The 24570-nt window shown below is 34.5% G+C and carries 26 protein-coding genes and 1 pseudogene; 5 read left to right on the forward strand and 22 right to left on the reverse strand.

The features are described from left to right. Positions 1-19 precede the first annotated feature (19 nt). The 6 genes from hppD to ACUN0F_RS01885 form a co-directional block, all read right to left on the reverse strand. The gene (hppD, locus tag ACUN0F_RS01860; protein WP_000810916.1) at positions 20-1138 is read right to left on the reverse strand and encodes a 4-hydroxyphenylpyruvate dioxygenase; all 1119 of its coding nucleotides are present in this window, start codon (positions 1136-1138) and stop codon (positions 20-22) included. Between the two features lie 310 nt (positions 1139-1448). Then, on the reverse strand, positions 1449-1559 hold the full coding sequence (locus ACUN0F_RS01865; RefSeq protein WP_001083700.1) for a DUF3948 family protein: 111 nt from the start codon (positions 1557-1559) through the stop codon (positions 1449-1451). Positions 1560-1601: 42 nt separating this feature from the next. Continuing rightward, positions 1602-1709, reverse strand: a complete 108-nt coding sequence (locus ACUN0F_RS01870; RefSeq protein WP_000664237.1) for a DUF3948 family protein — start codon at positions 1707-1709, stop codon at positions 1602-1604. A 42-nt stretch (positions 1710-1751) separates the two neighbouring features. Beyond that, positions 1752-1868, reverse strand: a complete 117-nt coding sequence (locus tag ACUN0F_RS01875; RefSeq protein ID WP_000654250.1) for a DUF3948 family protein — start codon at positions 1866-1868, stop codon at positions 1752-1754. Positions 1869-1901: 33 nt separating this feature from the next. Next, positions 1902-2018, reverse strand: coding sequence for a DUF3948 family protein (locus ACUN0F_RS01880; protein WP_000654250.1), 117 nt, complete (start codon positions 2016-2018; stop codon positions 1902-1904). A 33-nt stretch (positions 2019-2051) separates the two neighbouring features. Next, entirely contained in the window at positions 2052-2159 is a 108-nt protein-coding gene (locus ACUN0F_RS01885; protein WP_000664237.1) for a DUF3948 family protein, read from the reverse strand. A gap of 451 nt (positions 2160-2610) precedes the next feature. On the opposite strand from ACUN0F_RS01885, the gene ACUN0F_RS01890 reads away from it, so the two are divergent. Beyond that, positions 2611-3483, forward strand: a complete 873-nt coding sequence (locus ACUN0F_RS01890) for a Cof-type HAD-IIB family hydrolase (protein WP_000766409.1) — start codon at positions 2611-2613, stop codon at positions 3481-3483. 37 nt (positions 3484-3520) lie between these two features. Here the strand turns inward: ACUN0F_RS01890 and ACUN0F_RS01895 are convergent, their stop codons facing one another. The 6 genes from ACUN0F_RS01895 to ACUN0F_RS01920 form a co-directional block, all read right to left on the reverse strand. Continuing rightward, positions 3521-4486 carry an ABC transporter ATP-binding protein gene (locus ACUN0F_RS01895; protein WP_001294493.1) on the reverse strand — a complete coding sequence of 322 codons (966 nt, stop codon included), beginning with the start codon at positions 4484-4486 and terminating at the stop codon, positions 3521-3523. After that, entirely contained in the window at positions 4483-5463 is a 981-nt protein-coding gene (locus tag ACUN0F_RS01900) for an ABC transporter ATP-binding protein (protein WP_000030797.1), read from the reverse strand. Before ACUN0F_RS01900 ends, ACUN0F_RS01895 begins: the two co-directional genes overlap by 4 nt. A gap of 10 nt (positions 5464-5473) precedes the next feature. Then, positions 5474-6397, reverse strand: a complete 924-nt coding sequence (gene opp4C, locus ACUN0F_RS01905; protein ID WP_046960199.1) for an oligopeptide ABC transporter permease — start codon at positions 6395-6397, stop codon at positions 5474-5476. A gap of 12 nt (positions 6398-6409) precedes the next feature. After that, on the reverse strand, positions 6410-7366 hold the full coding sequence (locus tag ACUN0F_RS01910; RefSeq protein ID WP_046960200.1) for an ABC transporter permease: 957 nt from the start codon (positions 7364-7366) through the stop codon (positions 6410-6412). Between the two features lie 103 nt (positions 7367-7469). Beyond that, positions 7470-9197 carry an ABC transporter substrate-binding protein gene (locus ACUN0F_RS01915; RefSeq protein ID WP_048563008.1) on the reverse strand — a complete coding sequence of 576 codons (1728 nt, stop codon included), beginning with the start codon at positions 9195-9197 and terminating at the stop codon, positions 7470-7472. A 234-nt stretch (positions 9198-9431) separates the two neighbouring features. Then, the gene (locus ACUN0F_RS01920; protein WP_445539073.1) at positions 9432-11132 is read right to left on the reverse strand and encodes an ABC transporter substrate-binding protein; all 1701 of its coding nucleotides are present in this window, start codon (positions 11130-11132) and stop codon (positions 9432-9434) included. Between the two features lie 237 nt (positions 11133-11369). On the opposite strand from ACUN0F_RS01920, the gene ACUN0F_RS01925 reads away from it, so the two are divergent. Beyond that, entirely contained in the window at positions 11370-11567 is a 198-nt protein-coding gene (locus ACUN0F_RS01925) for a hypothetical protein (protein WP_000369258.1), read from the forward strand. Positions 11568-11809: 242 nt separating this feature from the next. Here ACUN0F_RS01925 and abc-f read toward each other — a convergent pair whose 3' ends face one another. Together abc-f and ACUN0F_RS01935 are read right to left on the reverse strand one after the other, a co-directional pair. Next, the gene (abc-f, locus tag ACUN0F_RS01930; protein WP_445539074.1) at positions 11810-13690 is read right to left on the reverse strand and encodes a ribosomal protection-like ABC-F family protein; all 1881 of its coding nucleotides are present in this window, start codon (positions 13688-13690) and stop codon (positions 11810-11812) included. 124 nt (positions 13691-13814) lie between these two features. Beyond that, positions 13815-13949: an RAxF-45 family protein gene (locus tag ACUN0F_RS01935; protein WP_327974760.1), complete on the reverse strand. Its 135-nt coding sequence runs from the start codon at positions 13947-13949 to the stop codon at positions 13815-13817. A gap of 420 nt (positions 13950-14369) precedes the next feature. Between ACUN0F_RS01935 and ACUN0F_RS01940 the strand changes: the two genes are divergently transcribed. Together ACUN0F_RS01940 and ACUN0F_RS01945 are read left to right on the forward strand one after the other, a co-directional pair. Then, complete coding sequence (locus ACUN0F_RS01940; protein ID WP_002006681.1) at positions 14370-14498, forward strand: hypothetical protein; 129 nt, start codon at positions 14370-14372, stop codon at positions 14496-14498. Positions 14499-14632: 134 nt separating this feature from the next. Then, entirely contained in the window at positions 14633-15427 is a 795-nt protein-coding gene (locus ACUN0F_RS01945) for a DUF4931 domain-containing protein (RefSeq protein WP_445539075.1), read from the forward strand. Positions 15428-15438: 11 nt separating this feature from the next. Here the strand turns inward: ACUN0F_RS01945 and ACUN0F_RS01950 are convergent, their stop codons facing one another. After that, positions 15439-15972: a transglycosylase SLT domain-containing protein gene (locus ACUN0F_RS01950; protein WP_033662621.1), complete on the reverse strand. Its 534-nt coding sequence runs from the start codon at positions 15970-15972 to the stop codon at positions 15439-15441. Between the two features lie 250 nt (positions 15973-16222). Between ACUN0F_RS01950 and ACUN0F_RS01955 the strand changes: the two genes are divergently transcribed. After that, positions 16223-17872 (forward strand): DUF2334 domain-containing protein, encoded by a 1650-nt coding sequence (locus tag ACUN0F_RS01955; RefSeq protein WP_445539076.1) that lies wholly within the window; start codon positions 16223-16225, stop codon positions 17870-17872. 35 nt (positions 17873-17907) lie between these two features. Here ACUN0F_RS01955 and ACUN0F_RS01960 read toward each other — a convergent pair whose 3' ends face one another. The 7 genes and pseudogenes from ACUN0F_RS01960 to ACUN0F_RS01990 form a co-directional block, all read right to left on the reverse strand. Further along, complete coding sequence (locus ACUN0F_RS01960) at positions 17908-19413, reverse strand: DL-endopeptidase inhibitor IseA family protein (RefSeq protein ID WP_445539077.1); 1506 nt, start codon at positions 19411-19413, stop codon at positions 17908-17910. 214 nt (positions 19414-19627) lie between these two features. Continuing rightward, positions 19628-20425 carry a TatD family hydrolase gene (locus ACUN0F_RS01965; RefSeq protein WP_445539078.1) on the reverse strand — a complete coding sequence of 266 codons (798 nt, stop codon included), beginning with the start codon at positions 20423-20425 and terminating at the stop codon, positions 19628-19630. A gap of 745 nt (positions 20426-21170) precedes the next feature. Then, positions 21171-21527, reverse strand: coding sequence for a YxeA family protein (locus ACUN0F_RS01970; protein WP_000728373.1), 357 nt, complete (start codon positions 21525-21527; stop codon positions 21171-21173). Positions 21528-21665: 138 nt separating this feature from the next. Continuing rightward, positions 21666-22502: a YitT family protein gene (locus ACUN0F_RS01975; protein ID WP_000248044.1), complete on the reverse strand. Its 837-nt coding sequence runs from the start codon at positions 22500-22502 to the stop codon at positions 21666-21668. Between the two features lie 117 nt (positions 22503-22619). Then, positions 22620-22949, reverse strand: coding sequence for a PH domain-containing protein (locus ACUN0F_RS01980; protein WP_445539079.1), 330 nt, complete (start codon positions 22947-22949; stop codon positions 22620-22622). A 149-nt stretch (positions 22950-23098) separates the two neighbouring features. After that, positions 23099-24229, reverse strand: a pseudogene (locus ACUN0F_RS01985) (RNA-guided endonuclease InsQ/TnpB family protein). Continuing rightward, a complete protein-coding gene (locus ACUN0F_RS01990; protein WP_000672785.1) occupies positions 24229-24357 on the reverse strand; it encodes a hypothetical protein in 129 nt (42 codons plus the stop codon). The pseudogene ACUN0F_RS01985 and the gene ACUN0F_RS01990 overlap by 1 nt, the downstream one beginning before the upstream one ends. Positions 24358-24570: the final 213 nt, after the last annotated feature.

Below are 24570 nucleotides of genomic sequence, written 5' to 3' on the forward strand. Positions count from 1 at the left end.
TTGCTGGTGGATACAAATCTTATAAGTTTCCGCGACGTTCCTGTTCTCTTTCAATTGATTCAAATAATGCTTTAAAGTTCCCTTCTCCAAATCCGCGAGAACCTTTACGTTGAATAATTTCAATAAATAAAGTTGGACGATCTACAATTGGTTTCGTAAAGATTTGTAGTAAGTATCCTTCCTCATCGCGATCTACTAAAATCTTTAATTCTTTTAACCTATCAATTTCTTCATCAATTTTCCCAACTCGCGCACTTAACTCATCATAATAAGTATCAGGTGTATCTAAAAACTCCACGCCATTTTCACGAAGCGCTTCCACTGTTTTAACGATATCGCTTGTTAATAAAGCAAGATGTTGTACACCTGCTCCATTATAGAATTCTAGATATTCTTGAATTTGCGACTTTCTCTTTCCATCTGCTGGCTCGTTAATAGGGAACTTAATACGACTTCCATTTGTCATAACTTTCGACATTAATGCTGAATACTCTGTACTAATATCGTCATCATCAAAATGAATCATTTGTTTAAAGCCCATAACATTCTCATAATAGCTAACCCATTCTTCCATTTTCTCAACATTACCAACTACGTGGTCTACAGCAATTAAACCTGACTCTTCAAATGGAATATTAAACTCCACTTGTTGGAATCCTGGCATAAATGTTCCTTTATAATTTTTACGCTCTACAAGCGTGTGAATTGTATCACCATACGTACCAATAACTGCTTTTTTCAGTGTACCGTTCTCGTCTGTTAATTCCACAGGTGGAGCAATTGCAACGGCACCACGTTTCACAGCTTCCGAGTATGCTTTGTCAACATCGTCAACAAGTAAAGCAACATCTTTTACACCATCACCATGTGTCTTTACAAATTCTGCGATACGATTATCGCTACTTAAAGCTCCAGACACAACAAAACGCATATTTTTTTGCACAAGAACATAAGATACCTTTTCACGGTTACCAGTTTCTAATCCAGAGTAAGCCACAATTTTGAAACCGAATGCTCTCGCAAGATAATAACTTGATTGCTTTGCATTTCCTACGTAAAATTCCAAATGATCTACATCACGTACCGGAAAAAAGTCCTCCATTTGTGCAGCTAGCGTATCCATAGATTTTTGTTTCATAAAATCCTCATCCCCCTGTAAATAGATTAAATGGTCCATACTTAAAACCAACCGAAAACGCTTCCAACATCAATTAATAGAAATTAGTTAGCAAGCTAACAAATTCTGACCTTTAAAATTTTCTATCTTTTCTGTCAAATTCCTCTTTTTTTCTTACATATAAAATTCGACTTTTTTCTCTTTACATGACGGAGGGAATATTAATACTTGAGGGTATATAGGAGAGGAAAACAAAAAAGACCCCAACATATTAACTACTTACTAATATGCTAGAGTCTTTATTTTTTTTGAATGATTGTATTTATATGTCTCATACTAATACATTTGCAAGGAATAAAATAAATGATGTTAATACTACCGCTCCACCTAATGATCCTAATAAATCTGTTTTTGTTACTTGTAACACTTGTTCACTGTTCATATTCCTCATTCTCCTTTCATTTTGTATGATTTAAAACTTCTATTATACTAATACACTTGATAGAAATACGATTAATGCCGTTAATACTACTGCTCCACTTGCTGATCCTACGAAGTCACCTTTTGTTACTTGTAATACTTGCTCTTTCATATCTTTAATTCTCCCTTCTATTTTTTTGTTACAAAACTTCTATTATACTAATACGCTTGATAGAAATACGATTAATGCCGTTAATACTACCGCCCCACTTGCTGATCCTACGAAGTCACCTTTTGTTACTTGTAATACTTGCTCTTTCATATCTTTCATTCTCCCTTCTATTTTTTTGTTACAAAACTTCTATTATACTAATACGCTTGATAGAAATACGATTAATGCTGTTAATACTACCGCCCCACTTGCTGATCCTACGAAGTCACCTTTTGTTACTTGCAATACTTGCTCTTTCATATCTTTCATTCTCCCTTCTATTTTTTTGTTACAAAACTTCTATTATACTAATACGCTTGATAGAAATACGATTAATGCTGTTAATACTACTGCTCCACTTGCTGATCCTACGAAGTCACCTTTTGTTACTTGTAATACTTGCTCTTTCATTTTATGTATCCTCCTTTTTAATAAGTTATCTATATGTAATTTCTAAGAAATGTTTATTTCATAGTTTTTATGTTAGCGTTACATTAAAGTTATTAACGTAACGTTTGTAACATTAATGTAACATAACTATTGTTACGTTGCAATATAATTACGTAAATTTTATTACACTTTTTTTACGTTTTTTTATAAACACCCTTAAAAACCCCGTTTTAATGCACTTTTTACTAAACTGACGTTTGTAATGTTATTGTAATATTACAGTCATATAACGAAACACCCTCATACATACCTCTATTTTTGTTACAAATTAAAGTGCATATTCAAAGTAATAAGATGGCGCCTATCAAATTTTTACTGACGGTTCACGCGAGATAAAATACAATCTTTCCAAGATAAGTTTATATGTTTCCTCTATATAACTATGTATAATAAAAGCAAAGAGGTGGTCATTTTGAAATTAATCGCATTAGATATGGATGGTACGCTACTATCATCTAATCTTGAAATTTCCAAAGAGAACTTACAAGCTATCCAAACTGCAAAAGAGGCTGGTCATATAGTCATGATTTGTTCTGGTCGTGCAAAAGAGGATGCTTTGAAATTATTGGAAGAATATAAACTATCTCTTCCAGTTGGAGCGAGCAATGGGGCAATTGTTTATGTGGATGGAAAGGTAATTAACTCGCGTTGTTTACAAAATGATAAAGTATACAAGCTTGCAAAATTACTAGAATCTGAAGGTTTTCCTTATAAGCTATATACGAATAAAGGAGTTTATTCTCCATATACATGGCAAGATCAAGTCATGCAAGCGTTCGAAGAAAACAAGCATGCACTAGATGTTACACTTGAAGAACTTGAAAGAATTACAGAAAAACAAAAGAAATCAAACTTAATTACTGATTTTCAAAAAATCGAAGATGTTGTAAATAATCCAGAATTAGAAATATCTAAATTCTTCATTTTGACATTTAATGCAGCGCATCGTGCACAGCTATTAAGCATGTTACAAGAAGACACTGACATTTCAGTTACAGCATCAGCTCCTACTAATGTAGAAATTATGGATAAGCACGGTCATAAAGGGAACGGCCTACAAGAAATGGCAGCGTATTTCAATATACCAATTGAAGATACTATTGCAATTGGGGACAACTTTAATGATGTGCCAATGTTACAAGTAGCTGGCTTATCAGTTGCAATGGGAAATGCTGAAGAAGATGTAAAAAAACTATGTGATGTCGTAACATTAACAAACAATGAACATGGTGTTGCTCACGCAATCGAGAAATTTGTATTGAAACAAACTTCATCTAGTAAATAAAAAAAGGACTCTTTCAATTTGAAAGGGTCCTTTTCTTTTATACATGATGACAAGCAACAAAATGCTCTTCACCAACATTACGGAATTCTGGTACCGTTTGCTTACAAATATCTGTTGCAAACGGGCAACGTGTATGAAAGCGACACCCCGAAGGTGGGTTTGCTGGACTTGGAATATCACCCTCTAGTATAATCCGCTCTCGCTTCACTGTTGGATCTGGTATTGGCACAGCTGATAACAATGCTTTTGTATACGGATGCAGTGGGTTCGTAAATAACTCATCACGCGGCGCTGTTTCCACAATCGTCCCTAAATACATAATTCCAATTTTCGTACATAAGTGCTCTACTACGCTTAAATCATGTGAAATGAACAAATAAGATAGTCCCTTTTTCTCCTGTAACTCACTAAATAAATTAATAATCTGTGCTTGAATAGATACATCTAGTGCTGCCACAGGTTCGTCAGCTACAATAAATTCCGGATTTAATACCATAGCTCTTGCGATAACGATACGCTGACGTTGTCCACCAGAAAACTCATGAGGATACCGGTCAATATGATATGGGGCTAAGCCACATAACTCTAATACTTCTGTCACTTTTTCACGAACATTTTCTTTCGTCGCTAGTCCGTGAGCCAACATCGGCTCGCCAAGTGCTTCTCCAATTCTCATTCTCGGATTTAATGAGCTAAATGGATCTTGAAACACAAGCTGCATATTAGGACGATGTTTTCTCAATTCCTCTTTTGATAGAGAATGAACATCGTGTCCTTTAAACTTCACTTCTCCCTCCGTTTTTTGAACGAGACGTAAAATTGTTTTTCCTATCGTCGTTTTTCCGCTTCCTGATTCACCAACGAGACCGAACACTTCGCCTTTATTAATAGTAAAACTTACTCCATCAACTGCTTTCACATGTCCAATTGTTCTACTAAATATGCCGCCTTTAATTGGGAAATATGTTTTTAAGTTTTTTACTTCTAATAATGGTTCACTCATTGTCCCGCACGCTCCTCGTATAACCAGCAAGCTACTTTATGATTCTCATCATGTACATTCAGATTTGGTGCTTCTTCTTTACATATTTCCATACAATGCTCACAACGACCGCTAAAGTAGCAAAATTCATCCAAACCAACTAAATTAGGAACCTGCCCTGGAATAGAATATAATTTATCTATTCGTTTTCCCATCACTGGTTTTGATTTCAACAACCCTTTCGTATACGGGTGTTTCGGATTTTGGAATATTTCTAGTACTGGTGCCTCTTCAATAACTTTCCCGCCATACATAACGACAACGTAATCAGCCATCTCAGCTACAACACCTAAATCATGTGTAATTAATAAAATGGATGTTTTAAATTCTTCTTTTACTTGTCTTAATAAGTCTAATATTTGAGCTTGAATCGTAACATCAAGAGCCGTTGTCGGTTCATCCGCAATTAATAACTTCGGATTACAACTAAGTGCAACAGCAATCATAATACGTTGTAACATACCACCACTCAGTTCGTGCGGATAAGAATGGACGATTTCATCTGCACGAGCTATACCAACTTTACGAATTAACTCAATTGCCTTCTTATACGCTTCATTTTTGCTAAGTAATTCATGCTCTCTTAACGTCTCTACAATTTGTTCACCTACAGTGAAGACAGGATTTAGCGATGTCATCGGTTCTTGGAAAATCATCGCAATATCATTTCCTCGTAAACTACGAAGCTCTTTCTCTTTCATTCCTAAAAGACTTTTTCCTTCATATAAGATATCTCCACCTACTACACTGCCTGATTCAGCAATAAGTCCCATAATAGATAAAGCTGTTACACTTTTCCCGCAACCCGATTCGCCTACAACACAAACCGTTTCACCTTCTCGAACTGTAAAACTAACATGATTCACAGCCTTTACTGTTCCTTCTTCTGTCTGAAAGTGTGTTTGTAAGTCTTTCAGCTCTACTACCGCTTTACTCATACCTTCTCACCTACCGTCTCATCTTTGGATCTAACGCATCACGAAGTGCATCACCAAGTAAGTTAATTGATACAACTGTTATAAAGATTGCAAAACCAGGCGGAATCCATAACCACGGACGCTTTTGGAAATCAATTAACGAGTTAGCTGCGCTAATCATATTCCCCCATGATGGTGTAGGTGGGACGACTCCGAGACCTAAGTAACTTAGTGCGGACTCCCCTAAAATAGAACCTGCAACGCCTAATGTGGATACAACAATTAATATCGGTAAAACATTAGGAATTAAGTGATAGATAATTTTTCGGTAATCTTTTATTCCTAGCACATCAGCAGCTTGCATAAACGCTTGCTCTCTAAGCGATAAAATTTGACCTCTTACAAGACGTGCAAGCCCCGGCCAACCTACTAAACTTAAAATAATCATAATGACATACAGACGATAATCAGACGGTACTTTCCACTCTGATAAAATCGCCCCCATTATAATAAGTAATGGTAATCCTGGCATCGACATTAAAATATCTGCAAGACGCATAATAATATTATCAACGATGCCACGATAAAATCCTGCAATAGCCCCTAATACAGCTCCTAGTATTACTGATAAAACCATTGAAGCTAGGCCAATTGTTAATGAAATTCGTCCCGCTTGCATAAGTCTCGTTAAAATATCCCTTCCTAATTGATCTGTACCGAGCCAATGAGAAAAACTAGGTGGTTTGTTAATTAACGCAACTTGTATTTTCCCTGATGCATATGGCGAAAAGAACGGACCGATAAAACAAAATAAAAACATAAAAATTAATGCATACAATCCTACGAGTGCCATCTTATTTCTCTTTATCCGTTTAAGAGCTTGTCGCCATGGCGATGATTCATTTTTTCTTCTCTTTTTTTCTTTCTTCCCTGTAATCGCTGTAACAGTTTCCATCTCGTTCCCCCCTTACTTCAACCGAATTCGTGGATCAACAACTGCATATACGATATCTGCGAAAAAATTTGAAACGATTGTTAAACAAGAAAGAAACATCGTAAATGCCATCAATACTGTATAATCACGGAAATTTAGTGCTTCTAATTGAATACCACCAATCCCTGGCCAGTTAAAAATTTGTTCAATAATAATTGCCCCAGAAAACAATCCAGGTAACTCAAACGCAAGCAATGTAATAGCCGGTAAAATGGCATTTTTTAATGCATGCTTATAAATAACAGTCTTCTCTTTTAACCCTTTTGCTCGTGCTGTTCGTATGTAATCTTGTCTTACAACCTCTAACATACTCGTTCTAAAATAACGAGTTAATGAGCCCACACCAAGAAGAGTCAAAATAAATACCGGTAAAACCATATGCTTTGCAACTTCTATCACATAAGCGAATCCGGTTGAATTACTACCAACATCAATCATTCCACCTATTGGCAATAACTTAAGATCAACTGCGAACACCTTAATTAGAAACAGACCTATAAAAAATGAAGGAAATGACATTGCTGCAAAGATACCAATTGTTACAAGCTTATCGAATAAAGAATGTTGTTTTGTCGCTGAAAATACACCGATAATAAGTGCAATTAACCAAATAAAAAACAATGCAATAATTGCTACACTAAAAGAGTTCCAAATAAATTTATTTAATAATGATGTTACAGGTTCTTGATATTGAAGCGAAAAACCAAAGTCTCCTTGTAACGCATTACCTAACCAATGAAAATAGCGCTCAACAATTGGCTTATTTAATCCATACAATTCCCGAAGCTCTGCCGCCCTTTGCGGTGTAATCTTAGGATTCGAATCAATATAATCCCCTGGAAGAAGTGCGAACAGGAAAAAAATAACAACTGATGTTCCCAAAAGTGTAGGAATCATTTGTAACAACCTACGAACGATATACGTTTTCACCCTTTTTCTCTCCAATCTTATGCTTAAAATAGAAGAACATTTTTTCGAATCAGCATATTACTAGCCGAATGAAAAAATGTCTTCTACTTATACATTCTTCTCGTTATTTTTCAATAGATAATACTGGCGAGTTCGAACTAATACTGTCATACTTCTCAGGATCAATTCCTTTAATGTTTCCATTGTAAGCTGTGATGATTCTACGATAATTTAATAAAATTACTGGCGGATCCTCACTTAGTTCTTTGTACAGTTCTTTATAAATCGGTTTACGTTTCTCAATATCTACAGTTTCAATTCCTTTTTTAATTAATGCATCTACTTTTTCGTTTTTATAACCTAGGGTATTATCATCACCTTCCGAGGAGTAACCACTTACAGTTTCACTTGGATCTGTTGTAATTGGTGTTGCAACAGAAGCTAAATCATAATCGCCTTTTTTCACTTTTGATAGCATCGTATTAAAATCCATAAATTCAGGATTGAACTCAACACCTAATTCTTTATAGTTCTCTTTTGCTATCGGAATAAATAAATCACCTTCTTTTGCTGAGCTTGCACCATAATACGTTAATTTAAGTTTTTGACCATCTTTTTCACGAATTCCGTCTGAACCAGCTTTCCATCCAGCTTCATCTAATAATTTCTTCGCCTTATCTAAGTTATATTCGTACTTATTAATGCCCTCTTCTGTATAAGCCCAAGATGTTGGATGAATTGGAACATTTGCTACCGTACCGTATCCTTTCAAAGCTGTATCTACATATTTTTTACGATCCAATCCATAAATAAGAGCTTGACGAACTTTCTTATCTTTTAAATACGGTTTTTTACTATTCATTCTTATATAACTAAATGAAGCAGCTGTCTCTATTTCAACATTTGCAAACTGCAAACTCTTCACTTGTTCTAAAATTTCATCCCCGTAGCCTACTCCTGTATAATCTATCTCACCTGTTTGGAATAATTGGAATTTTGTATCCGGTGAAGTAATCTTATAAATAAAGTTTTGGATTTTTGGTTTACCTGCATAATAATTTTCATTTGCTATAAAACGAACTTCCTGTCCTGGGATATACTTTTCAAACTTATATGGCCCCGCAGCTATCGGTTTTCCATATAACTCTTTTAAATAATCTAAACTAGTATTTTGTTTATACTCTTTTCCATAATAAGCTTTCGATAATACTGGACCACCTAAAGCAATTAGCGCTTGTGAGTTAACTTTTTCGGTCGTAATTTTAATTGTTTGTGGATCCACAACTTGAATTCCTTCAATAGACGTCGCTTTTCCTTCTTTATATTCCTTTCCACCTTTAATTGCATATTGTGAAATATCATCTCCGCCTTCATACGCTTTATCATGTAGAAGTGATAATGTAAATGCTACATCGTCAGCGGTTAATGGCGATCCATCACTAAATTTCAAGTCTTTGCGTAAATGAAATGTATATGTTAATTGGTCTGAAGAAACATCCCACTTCTCAGCAAGATCTGGTATAGGTTTTCCTTGTTTATCTGTTGTAACAAGGGAAGCAAAAATAACCGATGTCACATTGCCATCCCAACCGTTCTCTTGAAAGTAAGGTAAGAAAACTCCCCCAGGCTTTGAGATACCAGAAATAAACGTATCTTTTCTATTTTTTGCCTTATCAGGTACTTTCGTCTTATCTGTAGCCGCAATTTTTTCAACTTTTATATTTTTTAAATCTTGCTGTTTAACCGGTTCTGTAGAAGCCGTATCTTCCTGTCCCCCACAAGCAGATAACACAAGCGAACTACTCAGTAATACTGAAAATACACCAGCCCATTTTTTTGTCTTTTTCTTCATTGTCCCCACCCTAACTTTTTTTAATAATTAAACCTTATGAACTGCTTGCCTTATGTATGCCTCCCACAGCAACATTTTATAGCCAATCGGAAAAGTCGGTTTTAATCGTAAAAAAATAGATGTTTTTGAGGGGTAACAATCCTATTCCGACCTTTCCGGTAGACTTTATGGTTATTAGCTTATATCGTCCGTTATATTTTGTCAATTCTTTCTAAATAAATATTTTGAAAATTTTTATTCTATCTTTAATTTAGGTAAACTTAATAAAATACCGTTATAGTTATCTTCTTGTAATCCTTGAATTCGTGCATTATGTGCAGACACCACTTTGCTATTATTCAAGAAGATTACAGGCGGGTCTTCGCTTAACTCTTGATATAACTTTTTATAAATTCCTTTTCGCTTTTCAATATCCAACGTTTCTAATGCTTGCTTAGCTAATTCATCTACTTTCGGATTATAATATCCATCATAATTTCGTTTACTTGTTGAGACAAACTCTTCAATCGTTCCGCTCGGATCATCAATCATTGGCGTAGATACCATCGCTAAATCATAATCACCTTTTATCACTTTTGAAATCATCGTATTAAAGTCCATATATTCTGGGTTAAACTCCACACCAAGCTTTTTATAATCTTCTTTCATCACAGGAATCATTACATCATTTATTTTACTTGCTGATGAGGCAAAATAACTTACTTTCAATTTTTGTCCATCTTTTTCACGAATTCCATCCGAACCCGCTTTCCATCCAGCTTCATCCAGTAATTTCTTCGCCTTCTCTAAATTATACTCATATTTATTAATGCCCTCTTCTGTATACGCCCATGAAACTGGCGTAATCGGTACATTAACGAGTGACGCATATCCTTGGAAATACGTATCAATAACCTTTTGACGCTCTAATCCGTAAATAAATGCTTGGCGGACACGTTTATCTTTAAAGTATGGCTTCTTATAATTCATTTTAATGTAGCCATAAGAGCTTCCTGTATACACATTAATATTAGCAAAACCTAAATCTTTTAATTGCTCAATGGTCTCCACGTTTGTCGTAAAACCATCATAATCTACTTCTCCTGCTTGAAATTGTTGTAACTTCGTATCACCCTTTGTAATTTTATAAATAAAGTGCTCAATCTTCGGTTTTCCTTCAAAATAATTTTCATTTGCTACAAATCGAACCTCTTGACCAGGAATATATTTATCCAATTTATAAGCTCCTGCCCCCACCGGCTTTCCATATAACTCTTTTAAGTACTCCAAGTGTCCTTGTTTATACTCCCTCCCATAATAAGCTTTAGATATAACTTCTCCACCGATTAATGATAATGTTTGAGCATTTACCTTTTCAGTCGTAATCGTAATTGTTTTCGGATTAATGATTTGAATTCCTTCAATAGAGGTTGCCTTTCCTTCTTTATAAGCTTGCCCACCTTTTATTGCTGTTTGGCTTATATCAGTCGCACCACTATAAGTTGGATCATGTAATAACGTTAATGTAAATGCTACATCATCTACAGTTAACGGTGAACCATCACTAAACTTTAAATCATCTTTCAAATGGAATGTATATGTAAGCTGATCCTCCGAAATCTCCCACTTTTTCGCTAATATTGGAATTGGCTTTCCTTCCTTATCGAGTCCAACAAGGGGCGCGAAGATAGCTTGCGTTATATTACCATCCCATCCATTCTCCATAAAGTGCGGCAGGAATATCCCTCCAGGACTCGGCATTCCAACTACAAAAGTATCTTTTCTTTCTTTTACTTTTGTAGGACTTTTTGCTTTGTCGCTTGCTTTAATAAATTCATCTTTTACTTTTGGTACGTTCCCGGCTTCATTTGTACTTGCTTCCTCTTGACCACATCCGGCTAGTAATACCGATACACTAAGAAATACAGCAAGTGCTCCTTTAAAAGTATTTTTCATTGCCCTCTCACCTTTACCTTCCTAATTTTTATCGATGCAGGAACATAGGCCTCCTCCCTGTAATTATCTTTATTTTTCCTATAAAAATAGTATGAATTAATTTCAAGATTATTCCTTTCCTTTAAACATGTCAATCACTCTCTTTTATTTCTTATTAAAAAATTAAAAATTCACTTCTATTCGTTCCATATGAAACATAGACTACTAATAACCAATTACCAAAAAGGGGGCGAAAACATGGACAACCTATTCCAATACGTCCTGCACTACGTATTATTAACAATCATGATAGTCGGGGCTCTATTACTATTCCCATTCTTCCCAAAGTTCGTCCTCTTTTTAGCTTTTTTTATTATGCTCGGGATCGCTATTATCATTTCAACAAGGGAAGATACGACACAAAAAGAAAACAGAGTTCAGCGTGTAAAGCTGTAACTCTGTTTTTTTATTTTCAATCCTGATTCGCTGTTACACATACTTATGTCTCGGGAAATAAGTAACCGATCAAAAAAAACTAATATCATTTATGTTTTACAATCTATGCAAATTACGGAACAAAGATGTATCAAATTTACTGTTTCACGTGAAACACAATTTTTATTTTTCTCTTAAAGTAAAATATCAGTATAAAAAAGCGAATCCCTTCAGCAAAGCTGAAGGGATTCGCTTTCTACTTTTTACTCCACAATATTCTCTAACTCATTATATAAATCCGCTCGTAACAACTCTTTCTTCGTTTTTTCTTCATACAATTGTTCAAGCATTTCAACACCAACTACCTCTTCCATCTTACACTCAAGCTTATATATATCTTCTTCTACATGCATTAACTCTGTTTCAATCTCCTCAACATTCCTAGCTTCTTTCTTTTTTACAGGAGCTGTTTCCATACTTTTTCTTCCTTGGCGTTGCTGCTTTATTACTTGTTTCTCAAGTTTCTCTTCCCACTTTTGACGAGCCCATGCATAGTTCCCTACAAACTCAAATAATTTATGCTCATCAATCCAATACGTCTTTTCAAATAACTTATTTAAAAAATAACGATCATGTGAAACAGCTAAAATCGTTCCATTATATTGCTCAAGAGCTTCCTCTAAAACTTCCCTTGATTCAATGTCGAGATGGTTTGTCGGCTCATCTAAAATTAAAAAATTGATATCTTGATACATAAGTTGCGCAAGTCTTAATCTCATTTTTTCTCCACCGCTCAGTTGCGTTACTTTCTTAAACACCGCTGGACCATAAAATAAAAACTTAGCTAATATATGTCTCGCTTCTCCCTCTGTTACAGCTACATATTCCCTGAAAGCCTCTAATACATTACTCTTCATATTTCCGTACGCATGCTGTGATAAATAACCGATTTTCACACTACTGCCAATCCGAATTTCTCCAGCGTCTGGTTTTATTTCTTCTAATAATAACTTTAGTAGCGTTGTCTTTCCTGTACCATTACGACCGACGATAGCCGCACGCTCTTGAAAACGAACATGTAAATTCGCTTCGTTAAATAAAGGATGGTCAGCAAATCCTTTACTCACTTTTTTCATTACAACAACATCTTTCCCACTTCTCTCTTGGCCTTCAAACTGAAGTCCCATTTGTTTTCGTTCTAAAATAGGTTTCTTTAGTTTCTCTATACGTTCCAGTGCACGTTCCATACTTCTCGCTCTCTTATGCAATCCTTCATTCGGAGGATTCGCCTGATTTGCCCATTCACGTAGTCGCTTAATTGCTTCTTTCATTTTCTTTATTTTCTTTTGCTGTTCTTGATAAGCCTGAAACTCCTGAAGTAACCGTTCTTCCTTTTCCTCAACAAACTGAGAATAGTTCGTATGATACACGTGAATCTCTCCATCTTCTAAATCAAAAATCTTCGTTACAACTTCATCAAGGAAATAGCGATCATGTGAAATGACCATAACCGTACCATTGTATTCTTTTAAAAACTGCTCTAGCCATTCTACGGCGAATAAATCTAAATGATTAGTTGGTTCATCTAATAGAAGTAAATCTGGTTTCTGCAATAGCATGTATGCAAGGCTTACCTTTGTTTGTTCCCCACCACTTAACTCCAGAAATGACCGAGGAAATAGTTCTGTCACCTGTAGACCATTTGCTACCTTCATCATATTCGCTTCTATTTCATAACCACCAAGAAACGCAAACTTTTCTTGGATTACTCCGTACCTCTCCATTAATCTTTGTAAAGTAGACGGTTCCCGTTCTTCCGCCATATTTTTTTCTAAAGTACGCATTTCTCTTTCTAATTCCTTTTCTGCTTTAAAAGCCGAACTCAATACATCATATACAGTCATACCCTCATCAAATTTCGGAATTTGTGCCACATGACCAATACGTGTACCTTTCTTCATATGAATGGCCCCTGCATCCAAACTTTCCATTCCAGTTAGAAGCTGAAAGATTGTTGTCTTCCCACTACCGTTACGACCAACTAATCCAACACGTTCACCATTCTTTATTTCAAGCGATATATTTTCAAATATGATGTTTCCACCAAAAGATTTCGTTACATTATTTACACTACAAATTGTCATTTTCCGTACTCCTTTCAATATAAAAAACCATAGGAAAGAAACATTCCCCATGGTTTTCGGCATAGAAAAAGGAAGCCAAATAGCTCCCTTTTCACACGTTTATTAAAAATGGGTGAAGAGATTTCTATTGTTCAATAGCTACTATGCAATTGTTAAAAAAGGACAGACGTATCCCGTTAACAACTACATCATGAAAAATCGCACGACAAAAATAGATATAATCTAAAAATTTGGCACGTGCAGCTAAAGAACGTTTCATCTCATTCACCTCTTTCGTACGGAATTTAATACTTACTTCTTTATTATACTTTCCCATTTCATGTTTGAATAGTCATTTTTCTGAAAATAATGAAGATAGACTAAACATTTCAATAAGTGACATCAAATCTTACAAAACTGTTATGTTCACGTAATAGAAAGCGATAGTACGAAAAGCTGCCTCCCTATACAATAAAGATGTAAACAAGAGAGACAAACAAAAGGAGGAAACGATCATGATGAAAGAAATCGTAAAAGCAATCTTTGAGGTATTAGTGAACGGACAAGCAGTTGTAAAAGAACTAAATGAACTATAAAAAGGAGTGAAGGAATATGATGAACATGGTAAAAATGATTTTACACGCTCTAGTTGATGCAAAAGCAGTTAGCCAAGAATTAAACCAACAATAAAAAGGGGTAAATGAATATGAAGAAAGCCATTATTGTAATCGCAAGTACAGCAATTGCCTTATACACAATAAAAAATAGAAAAAAGAAACATAATAAAAATGATTTATATTATCCATACACATTATTAAAGAAAAAATAAAAGACAAGGTACCCTGTTGTAATGAGGATATCTTGTCTTTTATTTTTCCTATTCCTTTTAAAGGATTTCCTTCTCCTTTTCCCGAATGTATTAAGCGGGATTTTTACACATATTTTAAAGGGGCATATATACAAATGGATACACAACAACTATACTTTTTAAACGATATCGGCAAACAAAAACCAGAAAGCATTCGGAATAGAAGCGCTGCATGTCCTTTTTGTGACAGAGAAAATTTAACGGATATTTTAGCAAATGAGGGCTCAATTATTTGGCTAAAAAACAAATTCCCTACATTAAAAGATACATTTCAAACGGTGCTAATCGAAACAGATAATTGTGAAGACCATATTGCGACATATACAGAAGAACATATGAGATTGCTAATTCGTTTCTCCATTAAACATTGGTTAGACTTACAGAAGAATGAAGAATTCACATCTGTGATTTTATACAAAAATCACGGTCCATTCTCAGGCGGGAGTTTGCATCATGCACACATGCAGATTATCGGAATGAAATATGTAGACTATCTCGGTAACGTAGAACAGGACAACTTCCGAGGAGTCATTGTACAAAAAAACGAACGCATTGAACTCAATATTTCAGATCGTCCTATTATCGGTTTTACTGAATTTAATATCATCATTGCAGATATTGGATGCATAGATGAACTAGCAAATTATATTCAGCAAACTGTACGTTACATACTGACAGATTTCCATAAAGGATGTAGTAGTTATAACTTATTCTTCTATTACTTAAACGGAAAAATCATTTGTAAAGTTGTTCCTAGGTTCGTCGTTTCACCATTGTATGTAGGATATAAAATACCACAAGTTTCCACAAAACTAGAAGACGTGAAAATACAACTCGCGCAGTACTTCACGAGCGAAAAAGATGCAATTATTCATAAAAAAACAGAGTAGGTATAGAAAACCTACTCTTTGATTACACCTTTATTTCGATAGTACACATCTTCTAATCCGATGTTATACTTCATGTTATTATCCGTCCACTCTGGACCCAGATTACCTGGCCATCCAGATGTATTTGCTACATATTTTAGTAATGCAAAATCCGTCAAACCTTTTTGCACCCCGCGCTTATATCCTTTCATTAAATGCGGCATTGCAATTTGCGCATTTGTGCGCGGATCTTTCAACTCTTCATCAGTTAAATGCTCTGGTGCAAGGCCACCGCCACGGTGCAATTGAAACAATCCGAATGAAGTTCCGTTATCTCCAACACTTCTTGGATTTAACCGGCTTTCATGTTCAGCAATTGTAAGAGGTATCCATTCTGGAAGATTGACTTTCTTTGCTTCCTCTATAATAATTTGTTTCATTTGTTTTGCTTCTTCTGAGTCAACATAGCTTGTCTCATTCACTAATTTGCCCATTCCTTCAGACTTTCCTTGGAAATATAAGTACACCCCAAGAACAACTAAAAATCCTACAAAGAATTTCTTCACTACCACTACCTCTTTCTCCGCTGAAATTTGTCCCCTTTCAGCCTTCTTCCCTTTACAATTACCCACATTCTATCATTCTCTTACCCTTTTATCATAGCAAATAACTATATATATTATCATCATGCTTTAGACCGATTTTGTGAAAAAACAGCTGGTAAATACGTGCAAAAATGTAACTTTCATAGACTACAACGTATTTCTTGTATATAATTGTAAATTGAACTCTACATATAGAATAGGAGCAGACCAAATGAAAAAGTGCATAATACTCTTGTTCAGCATTTTACTACTTATTCCTATCCACACCTCTGCACAAACATCACCAAAACCAAAAGTACTTGTTTTATACAGTACAAAAGACGATAAAATTACAAATAATATTCAAATCCTTAATACTCAATTAGGACATTTTACAAACGATATAACTACGAAAAGTTTAAAAAAGGCTAATGAAATTACTAATTCATCTTCTTATACACATATTGTTTATATCGGTGAACAAAAAGAAGAGTTTCCTATTGAAACGAAGCAACTTCTAGAAAATTTCTCAGGTCCAGTATTAGTTTTAGGACAAAATGTTGAACAATTATCTAATCGCTTTTCTTTCATTACCCTAAAGGCTGATGATATACGAGTTAATAAAATCGAATATCCAAGCCATAAGCTTAAAAACACTTTAGAAGAGGAACGATTGATTCAATCTTTTGATACAAATGGCACTGTTCTTGCTAACACTGTAAGTTCAAATAGCAAGAACCCACTAATCGTTCAGCATGAAACATCTTATTACGTCGCAACGCCACACCTCTTTGACTGGATGTCTCATTACGTTGGTGAAATGTTATTTTCTTACTTTGGACAAAAGCCAACGACAAATAAAGTAGAGACTTATTTGCGTCTTGAGGACGTTCATCCGGCCGCAGATATAAATCAATTAAAAGAAATTGCTGAATTACTAAAAGAGAAAAAGATTCCTTACATGATCACTGTTATTCCTGTATATAAAGATCCTGATACAGGTAAAACACTGCATTTAAAAGATAAACCCGAACTAGTCGATCTTTTACGCTCTATGCAAGATGATGGTGCAGCAATTATTATGCATGGTTATACGCATCAATTTTATGATAGTGAAACTGGGGAAGGTTTTGAATTTTGGGACGTAAAAACAGATCAACCAATTCGTCAACCGAAGCATGAAAAACCAAAAACAAAAGATGATTTCCCTAATATCGAAGCATATAATGCATATGTAAAAAAAGGGGAAGAGTTTGAAGAAAAGTATACGACTGATCATATTGAAAAAGGTATTCAAGAACTTGTAGATGCCAAACTATATCCTGTCGCATTTGAAGCACCTCATTACACGATGTCTCAAAAAGGATATGAAATATTATCAAGGTACTTTTCAACTTATGTAGGACAACTGCAGTTAAGTGATACAACTTGGAAATCCATGCACTCACCATTCTATACAAGTACCCCATCATTTTTACACGGGATGAAATTAATGCCTGAAACAGTTGGCTTTATTGAAGAAGATAAGCCACATGCTATTGCAAAGATGAAAGAACGTGCTGTATCTGTTGCTAAATTATCCGATGGAGTTATTGGTGCCTTCTATCATCCTTACTTAGGTGTGAAACCATTAAAAGAAGTACTAAAGGATCTAGAAAGCATCCCAAATATAGAATGGATTGATTTACAAAAAGAAACAAATGAAGTGAAAATGAAAGATATTCATATCACTACTAATAAAGATGGCATTCACGTTGAAAAGCCAAAAAGCGCAAGTGACGTAATGGATTATGTAAAACAATATGGATTCTTCCTTATACTTGGTTTCTTCGTCATTGTCTTTCTCTTATTATTAAGACGTGCGAAAAAATTAGAATCCTAATACAAAACCACCAAGCAAAATGCTTGGTGGTTTTTTTAGCTTAAACCAAAACGTGGCATGTTATTAATAACCCATTGATTATTCTCATAAATCAATTCAACTTCTACTTTTTCCGTTATATTATCATAATCATTATACGTTTCTACCTGCGCTTTTATTTTCCCATCCTTTAACTCGGCAGAAATAATTTTTGTGAATTTAGTTGCTGCTTTTGATCCTGGGTCTCCAATAGCATAGTGCATTTTTCCATTTAACTCTTTAATATACTTACTCTTCATATACTCTGCTATAAATGATTTTGAGAAGTACGTAGATAGCGTAGTCTCTAAATTATCTTTCTTATTATAAATAGGGTTCACTAATTCCCCGTATGAAAAATCCCCTACTCGTTTCGGGTTTCCTGTTAGTGCAGCCATTTGAACATTAGTAAGTTCCTTCTGTGCATTCCATACTTTCTGTAACATAACATCATCTGCTAATTTCTTATCTTTTTCTTCATTTGATTTCTTTGTATCTAGATTTAAAATTGTTCCATTAACCGTATAAAGATACATATCTCCTGCTACAAAATATAAATAAGATTTAGTTGGTTCAACCGCTTTATTATAAATTAACTTTTCATTTCCACCATTCATTTTCTTCTTATATACTCCATCCTTTTTTATATAATAAAAAGTATCCCCTTTCACATTCATCTGCAAGGCATCCTTTACCAATAACTTTTCATTATTTTGTTGAACGTCTATTTCATATATGCCATGCTCAGCTTCATTTGTTTCAAAAGGTAACGAAAAGTCGACAACAGCATATAATTCTTCATTATTATACGTAGCACTAGATATTGTTGCATAATTTTCTTTTGACCAAGTTTTATTATCTTTTGTCACTTGTGTTCCACGATTTTTATTCCAATGTAGAATACTATCATCTATCGTTCGAGACCAACCAGAATTTTTAAATGCCGCTTCTTCTTCCTGTCCCGTTTTTAAATCCATTTTTACAATCCCTACAATATCAAAACCACCATGCTCAGAATATTTTTTCGGATAAAATAAAGTTTGATCTTTTATATAAACATAATTTGTATCTGCTTTTAACGTATCTAACTTTTTATTAGATATATCATACTTCATTAAAGAAGATAATCCCGCATTCTTATCTTCATCCGTATGAATAAAATATAAAGCTTTGTTTTTTATATTTATGTAAGAAGCATTTACACCTTCCACTACACGTTCCGAAGTCTGAAATTGATCTTTCGTACGATAAATGCCTCCTGTATTTTTATCACCATCTACAGAATAGTAAATCCAACCTTTACTCTCTGCCATCTTCCCTTGGTTAGAGATGTTTCCAACCAAATTCCCGTCTTTCTCATTTTCTTTCATCTGTTTTTCAACTACTGGATCAATTTGTACTTCTTTATTTTCTTGTGTTGCGTTTGAATTTATAGTCTTTTTTTCTGTTTCACAACCAAACGCTGCAAGTGAAAGTGCACCAACCATAATTGTAATAGCTATTTTTTTATATGCTTTCCCCATTTTCTCCCCTACTTCCTTCATCAAATTAAACACATCATAAATTATAGAAAATATTAGAAAAAATATCCATAATAAAAAGGATAAGAGTAACTCTCCTATCCTTTCAAATAAAGTGAAACTTTAATCAGTGGGGGTTTTGTCCATCCCCCACTGATTATTAGTTGAACCAATCGGGCTTTTACGGGCAGTTGATCTCCCACCTAACTCCTCCGCATTAGTCGAATTTTGAGGTGGGAGTCTTACTGCTCGTTAATGCGGGGTAAAATTGAATCGTATTTTCATATATCGTTTTCGCAACCTTATCAACAGATACGTTTTTTATAACACTAATTTCCTTTAATACCTCTCGAATCATTCTCGGATGCGTCATAACATCCTCATGAAATTCCCACGGTCCATCTGTTTCTACCATCATATATTCAAGTGGATAATACGAAACAATTTTTCTAATTTTGTCCTTATGTAAAACATCTGGTGTGATAGAAATATAATAACCGTTCCTCATCATCCGTTTCATTGTTGTTTCACTTCCTTTAAACCAATGAAAGTGTGCACGTGAAACTTTATATTTCTCTAGTAAATCACATACAATATCAGCATCTTCATACACTGCATGCAATATAATGGGTAAATCATATTTACTAGCTAGTTCAACAAATCGTTGTAACACTGATATATATGAATTGATAGTAATACGCTTATCTTCTTTTCTTAAATAATACGGTAAGCCTACTTCACCAATCGCAACTATGTCTTCTACATGCTCTTCAATTAATTTATAAATTTGCTCACATTCTTCTTTATGAATCGGTTGCTCCGGATGAAAACCTATCGCTGGATGTACAAAAGGATATCGCTTTGCTAAAGATAAAGTTTCTTTACATGATTGATAATTCATAGATACCGCGATAAGCCCCTGTATCTCTTTACTATGTTCCACATCTTTAAGTAATCTACTTTTTTCTTCATCCTTATATTGGTCAACATGTATATGACTATCAATCCATTTCATCTTTATTCCCCCATAAAAAAAACAAGAAAGGATCTCCCTTCTTGTTTTATCATCTATATTATTTAACAATTAAGTTTGTTATGATATCAAATAATCCAATACATACTACGGCAACAGTAAAGTAGCTACAGAAATCTTTAATTGGAAACTTCACTACTTCTTCTTTACGCATCCCAGTTTTCTCCCTTCTTACTATATCCCTAATTATTTTATCTATTTGTATCTATTATGCAAAAAATATGACAAATTTACTATCGAATTAACTTACGTAAACCTTACAATGTTGTAAGGTTTATAAAAAGAGCCTCATCTAAATACAGATGAGGGCTATTAAAAAGTAGTTGGTTTTTCATTCTTCATTAATATTACAAACAGAAAGTAATACAGTGAGACTTTCTAATTACACTATATGAAATTAACTATCTTTTAACCATCGAATTACATTACAGAAGACTTACATGTTTGTAAGCTATGTGTAATGTAATTCGATAGTTTCTCTTACCTACATCTCGTACAATAAAGTTAGAAAGCAAGCCAAATAAGAAGAACACTCACATAACCAAATTACATTGCTAGTAGCTACTCTTCTTATACCTTTCACTCATGCTACTACTATGTACCCCCCTTCCCCTTTATATAATAAAAAGAGCCTTAGTCCATATAGACTAAGGTTCTTTTATGAACCTTAAAATACCCCTACCTAGTATTTTTATTTTCGACAAAAAATAGGTGGGGGTATAATCTGCTATCTCATCGTTAAAAGTTTACTCTTCGCATTAATAGGAATATTTACAGCTTCAATTTCTTCAATCGCCTCTCCGTAGCGTCCTTTTGCATACACCTTTAACGCTTCATCTCTCTTTAACATATGCTTAACAGTCTTCTTTATTTTTTGTTCTCTTCCACGTTCGTCAAATGCAATAAATTCATATTCATACCACTCATCACCAATATGCTGACCAATTGTATTCACGACCGTATAGTATTCTTTCGTCTTATAAAGTGGATTATATTTATCGATAACTGGTCCAAGTTTCGTAGGAAGTAACATTACTACTATCACTATCATCGCTATTATAGTAGCGATCATTTTTTTCTTCATAATCAATCTTCCTCCTCTGCATGATATATATACATCCATTTTAAAAAGAAGGAATAAAATCTACTATTGAATCTCATTACATTACACTTACATTTTTGTAAGAATTAAAAAAGGTGAACGAATTTACTCGTTCACCTTTTAGCTCGCTTTAAAGCCACCGCCAAGTACATCACGTACATCATGAATAACAACGAAAGCATCTTCATCTACTCGACTAATAACCTGCTTTAACTTAACAAGCTCTTGTTTATTTATAACAACATATAACACTTCTTTATTTTTACCAGTATATCCGCCGCGTCCTTCTAATACAGTGACACCGCGTGTCATGTTTTTCGTAATAGTTTCACGGATTAAATCCGGTTGATTTGAAATGATTGTAACAGCTGTTTTTGTATCCATTCCTTCTACAATGAAATCAATCACTTTTGCTCCGATGAATACTGCAACAAGTGTGTACATTGCTTTTTCTTGCCCTATTATAAATACAGAACCAGCAATTACCACAATATCAATAATAAGTACGCCTTTACCAACGCTCCACCCTAAATATTGATTGGCTAACCGAGCTAAAATTGCCGATCCTCCTGATGTACCTCCAGCTTTGAACATACAGCCTAATCCGACACCGACAAATAAGCCAGCGAATAGAGCCGCTAATAACGTATCACTATTTACATGATACTCAATATGTTCCGTAACATATAAAAACAAGGATGTTTCTACAATCCCTAAAATTGTATAAACCATCGTTTTCTTATCAAAAAATTTATAACCAATAGCTAGTAAAATTGCATTTATAGCAAAGTTTACAATCCCCGGCGACCAATCAAATAAATAGTACGTAACAACCGTTAAACCAATAATTCCACCCTCTGATAAACGGTTTGGAATTGCAAAGTAATTAATACCAATTGCGAATAATAATGAACCAATTGTAATTAGTGTTATTTCCTTTATACGTTGATTAACCATAGTTCATACCTCCCCCCATTTGACATTGTATCACTATCTCCTAGAGGTTTAGAAGTTGTTTTTATTGCGCATTTTTACTCTTAAAGATCGGGATATTATGTTTAAACAAAGGGGTGATTAATTATTCATATTCGCTCTAACTGTACGGACAAATCGCTCCACATTCCCCTTCTGAATATACTTAGCTCGAATGGTTTCATGATTACAAGTACATTCGAAATGCGGACGAAAATCTATGCTATCTATATGCAAATATGAATAATCTTTAAATGTTGCAGGATAGTATGGAAATTTCCCATAAAAGAGAAGACGTCTAGTAGTAGCAGCAAAAATCCCTTGTTGATACGATAGCGTAAAATTATCCTTCTCAAATATCCCTACGACAAAAGCCAAAATCTTTTCATCATCTTCTATATACTTTTTTACGCTCAATAAAAGCTCATTCATGCATATCCGATACGATAAACTTAACTAAATCTATATAATTCAATCAAATTTACACAAGTTAGTGCTTCAAAGTGTTCTCGCAACCCCGAAGGGACGAGGGGTATAACACTCCACACGAGGCAGTATCGTTACCTCCTATTATCAAGCATTTATTTTACCCATCTTGATAAATTTATCGACGCATTTACATCCCTATCATGATGGCTATTGCATGCAACACAACGCCACTCACGTATTTTTAAACTCCACTGTCCTTCTGATTGAACTGAATGGTCGTATTTAACTCCGCAACATGAGCAAATCTTACTTGAGGCGAACCATTTATCAGCTTTTACATACGCAATGCCGTACTTCTCACACTTGTATGATAAACATTGAAAGAAGAAGTTTAATTTTTGAAATGAAAATGCTTTCGATAGTTTTTTGTTTTTTAACAGGTTTGAGATAGATAAGTCTTCCACAACAATCCTCATTGGTTTGGTTTTCACCAATTTAGCTGTTGCTTGATGGATATGGTTATTTCGGATATTCGTAATTTTCCTAGATAACCGCAGGTGCTCAGTTTTAGCTTTTTCATATCCGGCAGATTGAATTTTTACACCTTTTTTAATCTCCTAGACATATCTCTTTGCGCTGACTTTTTCCTTTTCAAAAGTTTTTTAACCTTAGCATCTTTGTTTATATTTCGTTCTTTCATACCATTAGAAGCTACAAACAGCTCTTTTAAACCAACATCCACACCAATCGACTCATCGGTTAGTTCTTGTGATTCAAAGTCTTCTTGGAACCCTACACTCATCCACCAGTGACGACCATCAAATGTAACTCTTGGATTGGATGGTTTTTTTGTTTCTTGGTAGTTGTTGGCTTGTTTTCACTTCTCCAATGGACTGAATATGAACTACTTTCTTTCCTATAATCAGTCTTTCATAATTGGCATAAAATCCTTGGATTAAATCTTTTTTGGATTTATAAGAAGTGTGATAACCATTTTTGTACTTTTTGAACGAATGTTTCCTCGCCGTATCAAAATCTTTTGAAGCCTGTTTGGGAACTTGTGCGTTGATGTCTTTTAACCACTCATATTTCTTTCGCTTCTTGATCTTTGTAAATCGTTTCTGTAAAGCTAACTGTGAAACAGATTTTCCAAATAGCTTATAATATCTATCACTCATTCTTTTACAATAGTTATAAGCGAATCTTGCAGCACCGGCATGGTTTCTAAGCACTTGTTCTTGTTCAGGCGTTGGAATCAGTCTGACTTTCTTCGCTAATATCATCAGAATGTAACTCCTTTAATGAAAGATTTGTTCTTCTGAATCGTAGCGTGTTCCACCAGCATTCTCCTGAGACTACTCGGATGCAAACCTGTTAATTCTGATACTTGACTAACTCGTGAAAATTTCATTATTATTCTCACCCCATTGAACCAAAGATAGCACGTACGTTCGGTATTTTCAATGAAGTTTGATAGATTTAATTAAATGTATCTTGTTCAACTAAGGGCGCAATTCCTTAGCCAGTTCTCTTATGAACTTCTCATGTTTTCACATGAGCGCAGACTATATGTTTATCTCTTTAGAGATAGAGGATTTTTCCACCACCATAGGCTTGTGGTGTA

The sequence above is a fragment of the Bacillus sp. 1A genome, from assembly GCF_052682215.1.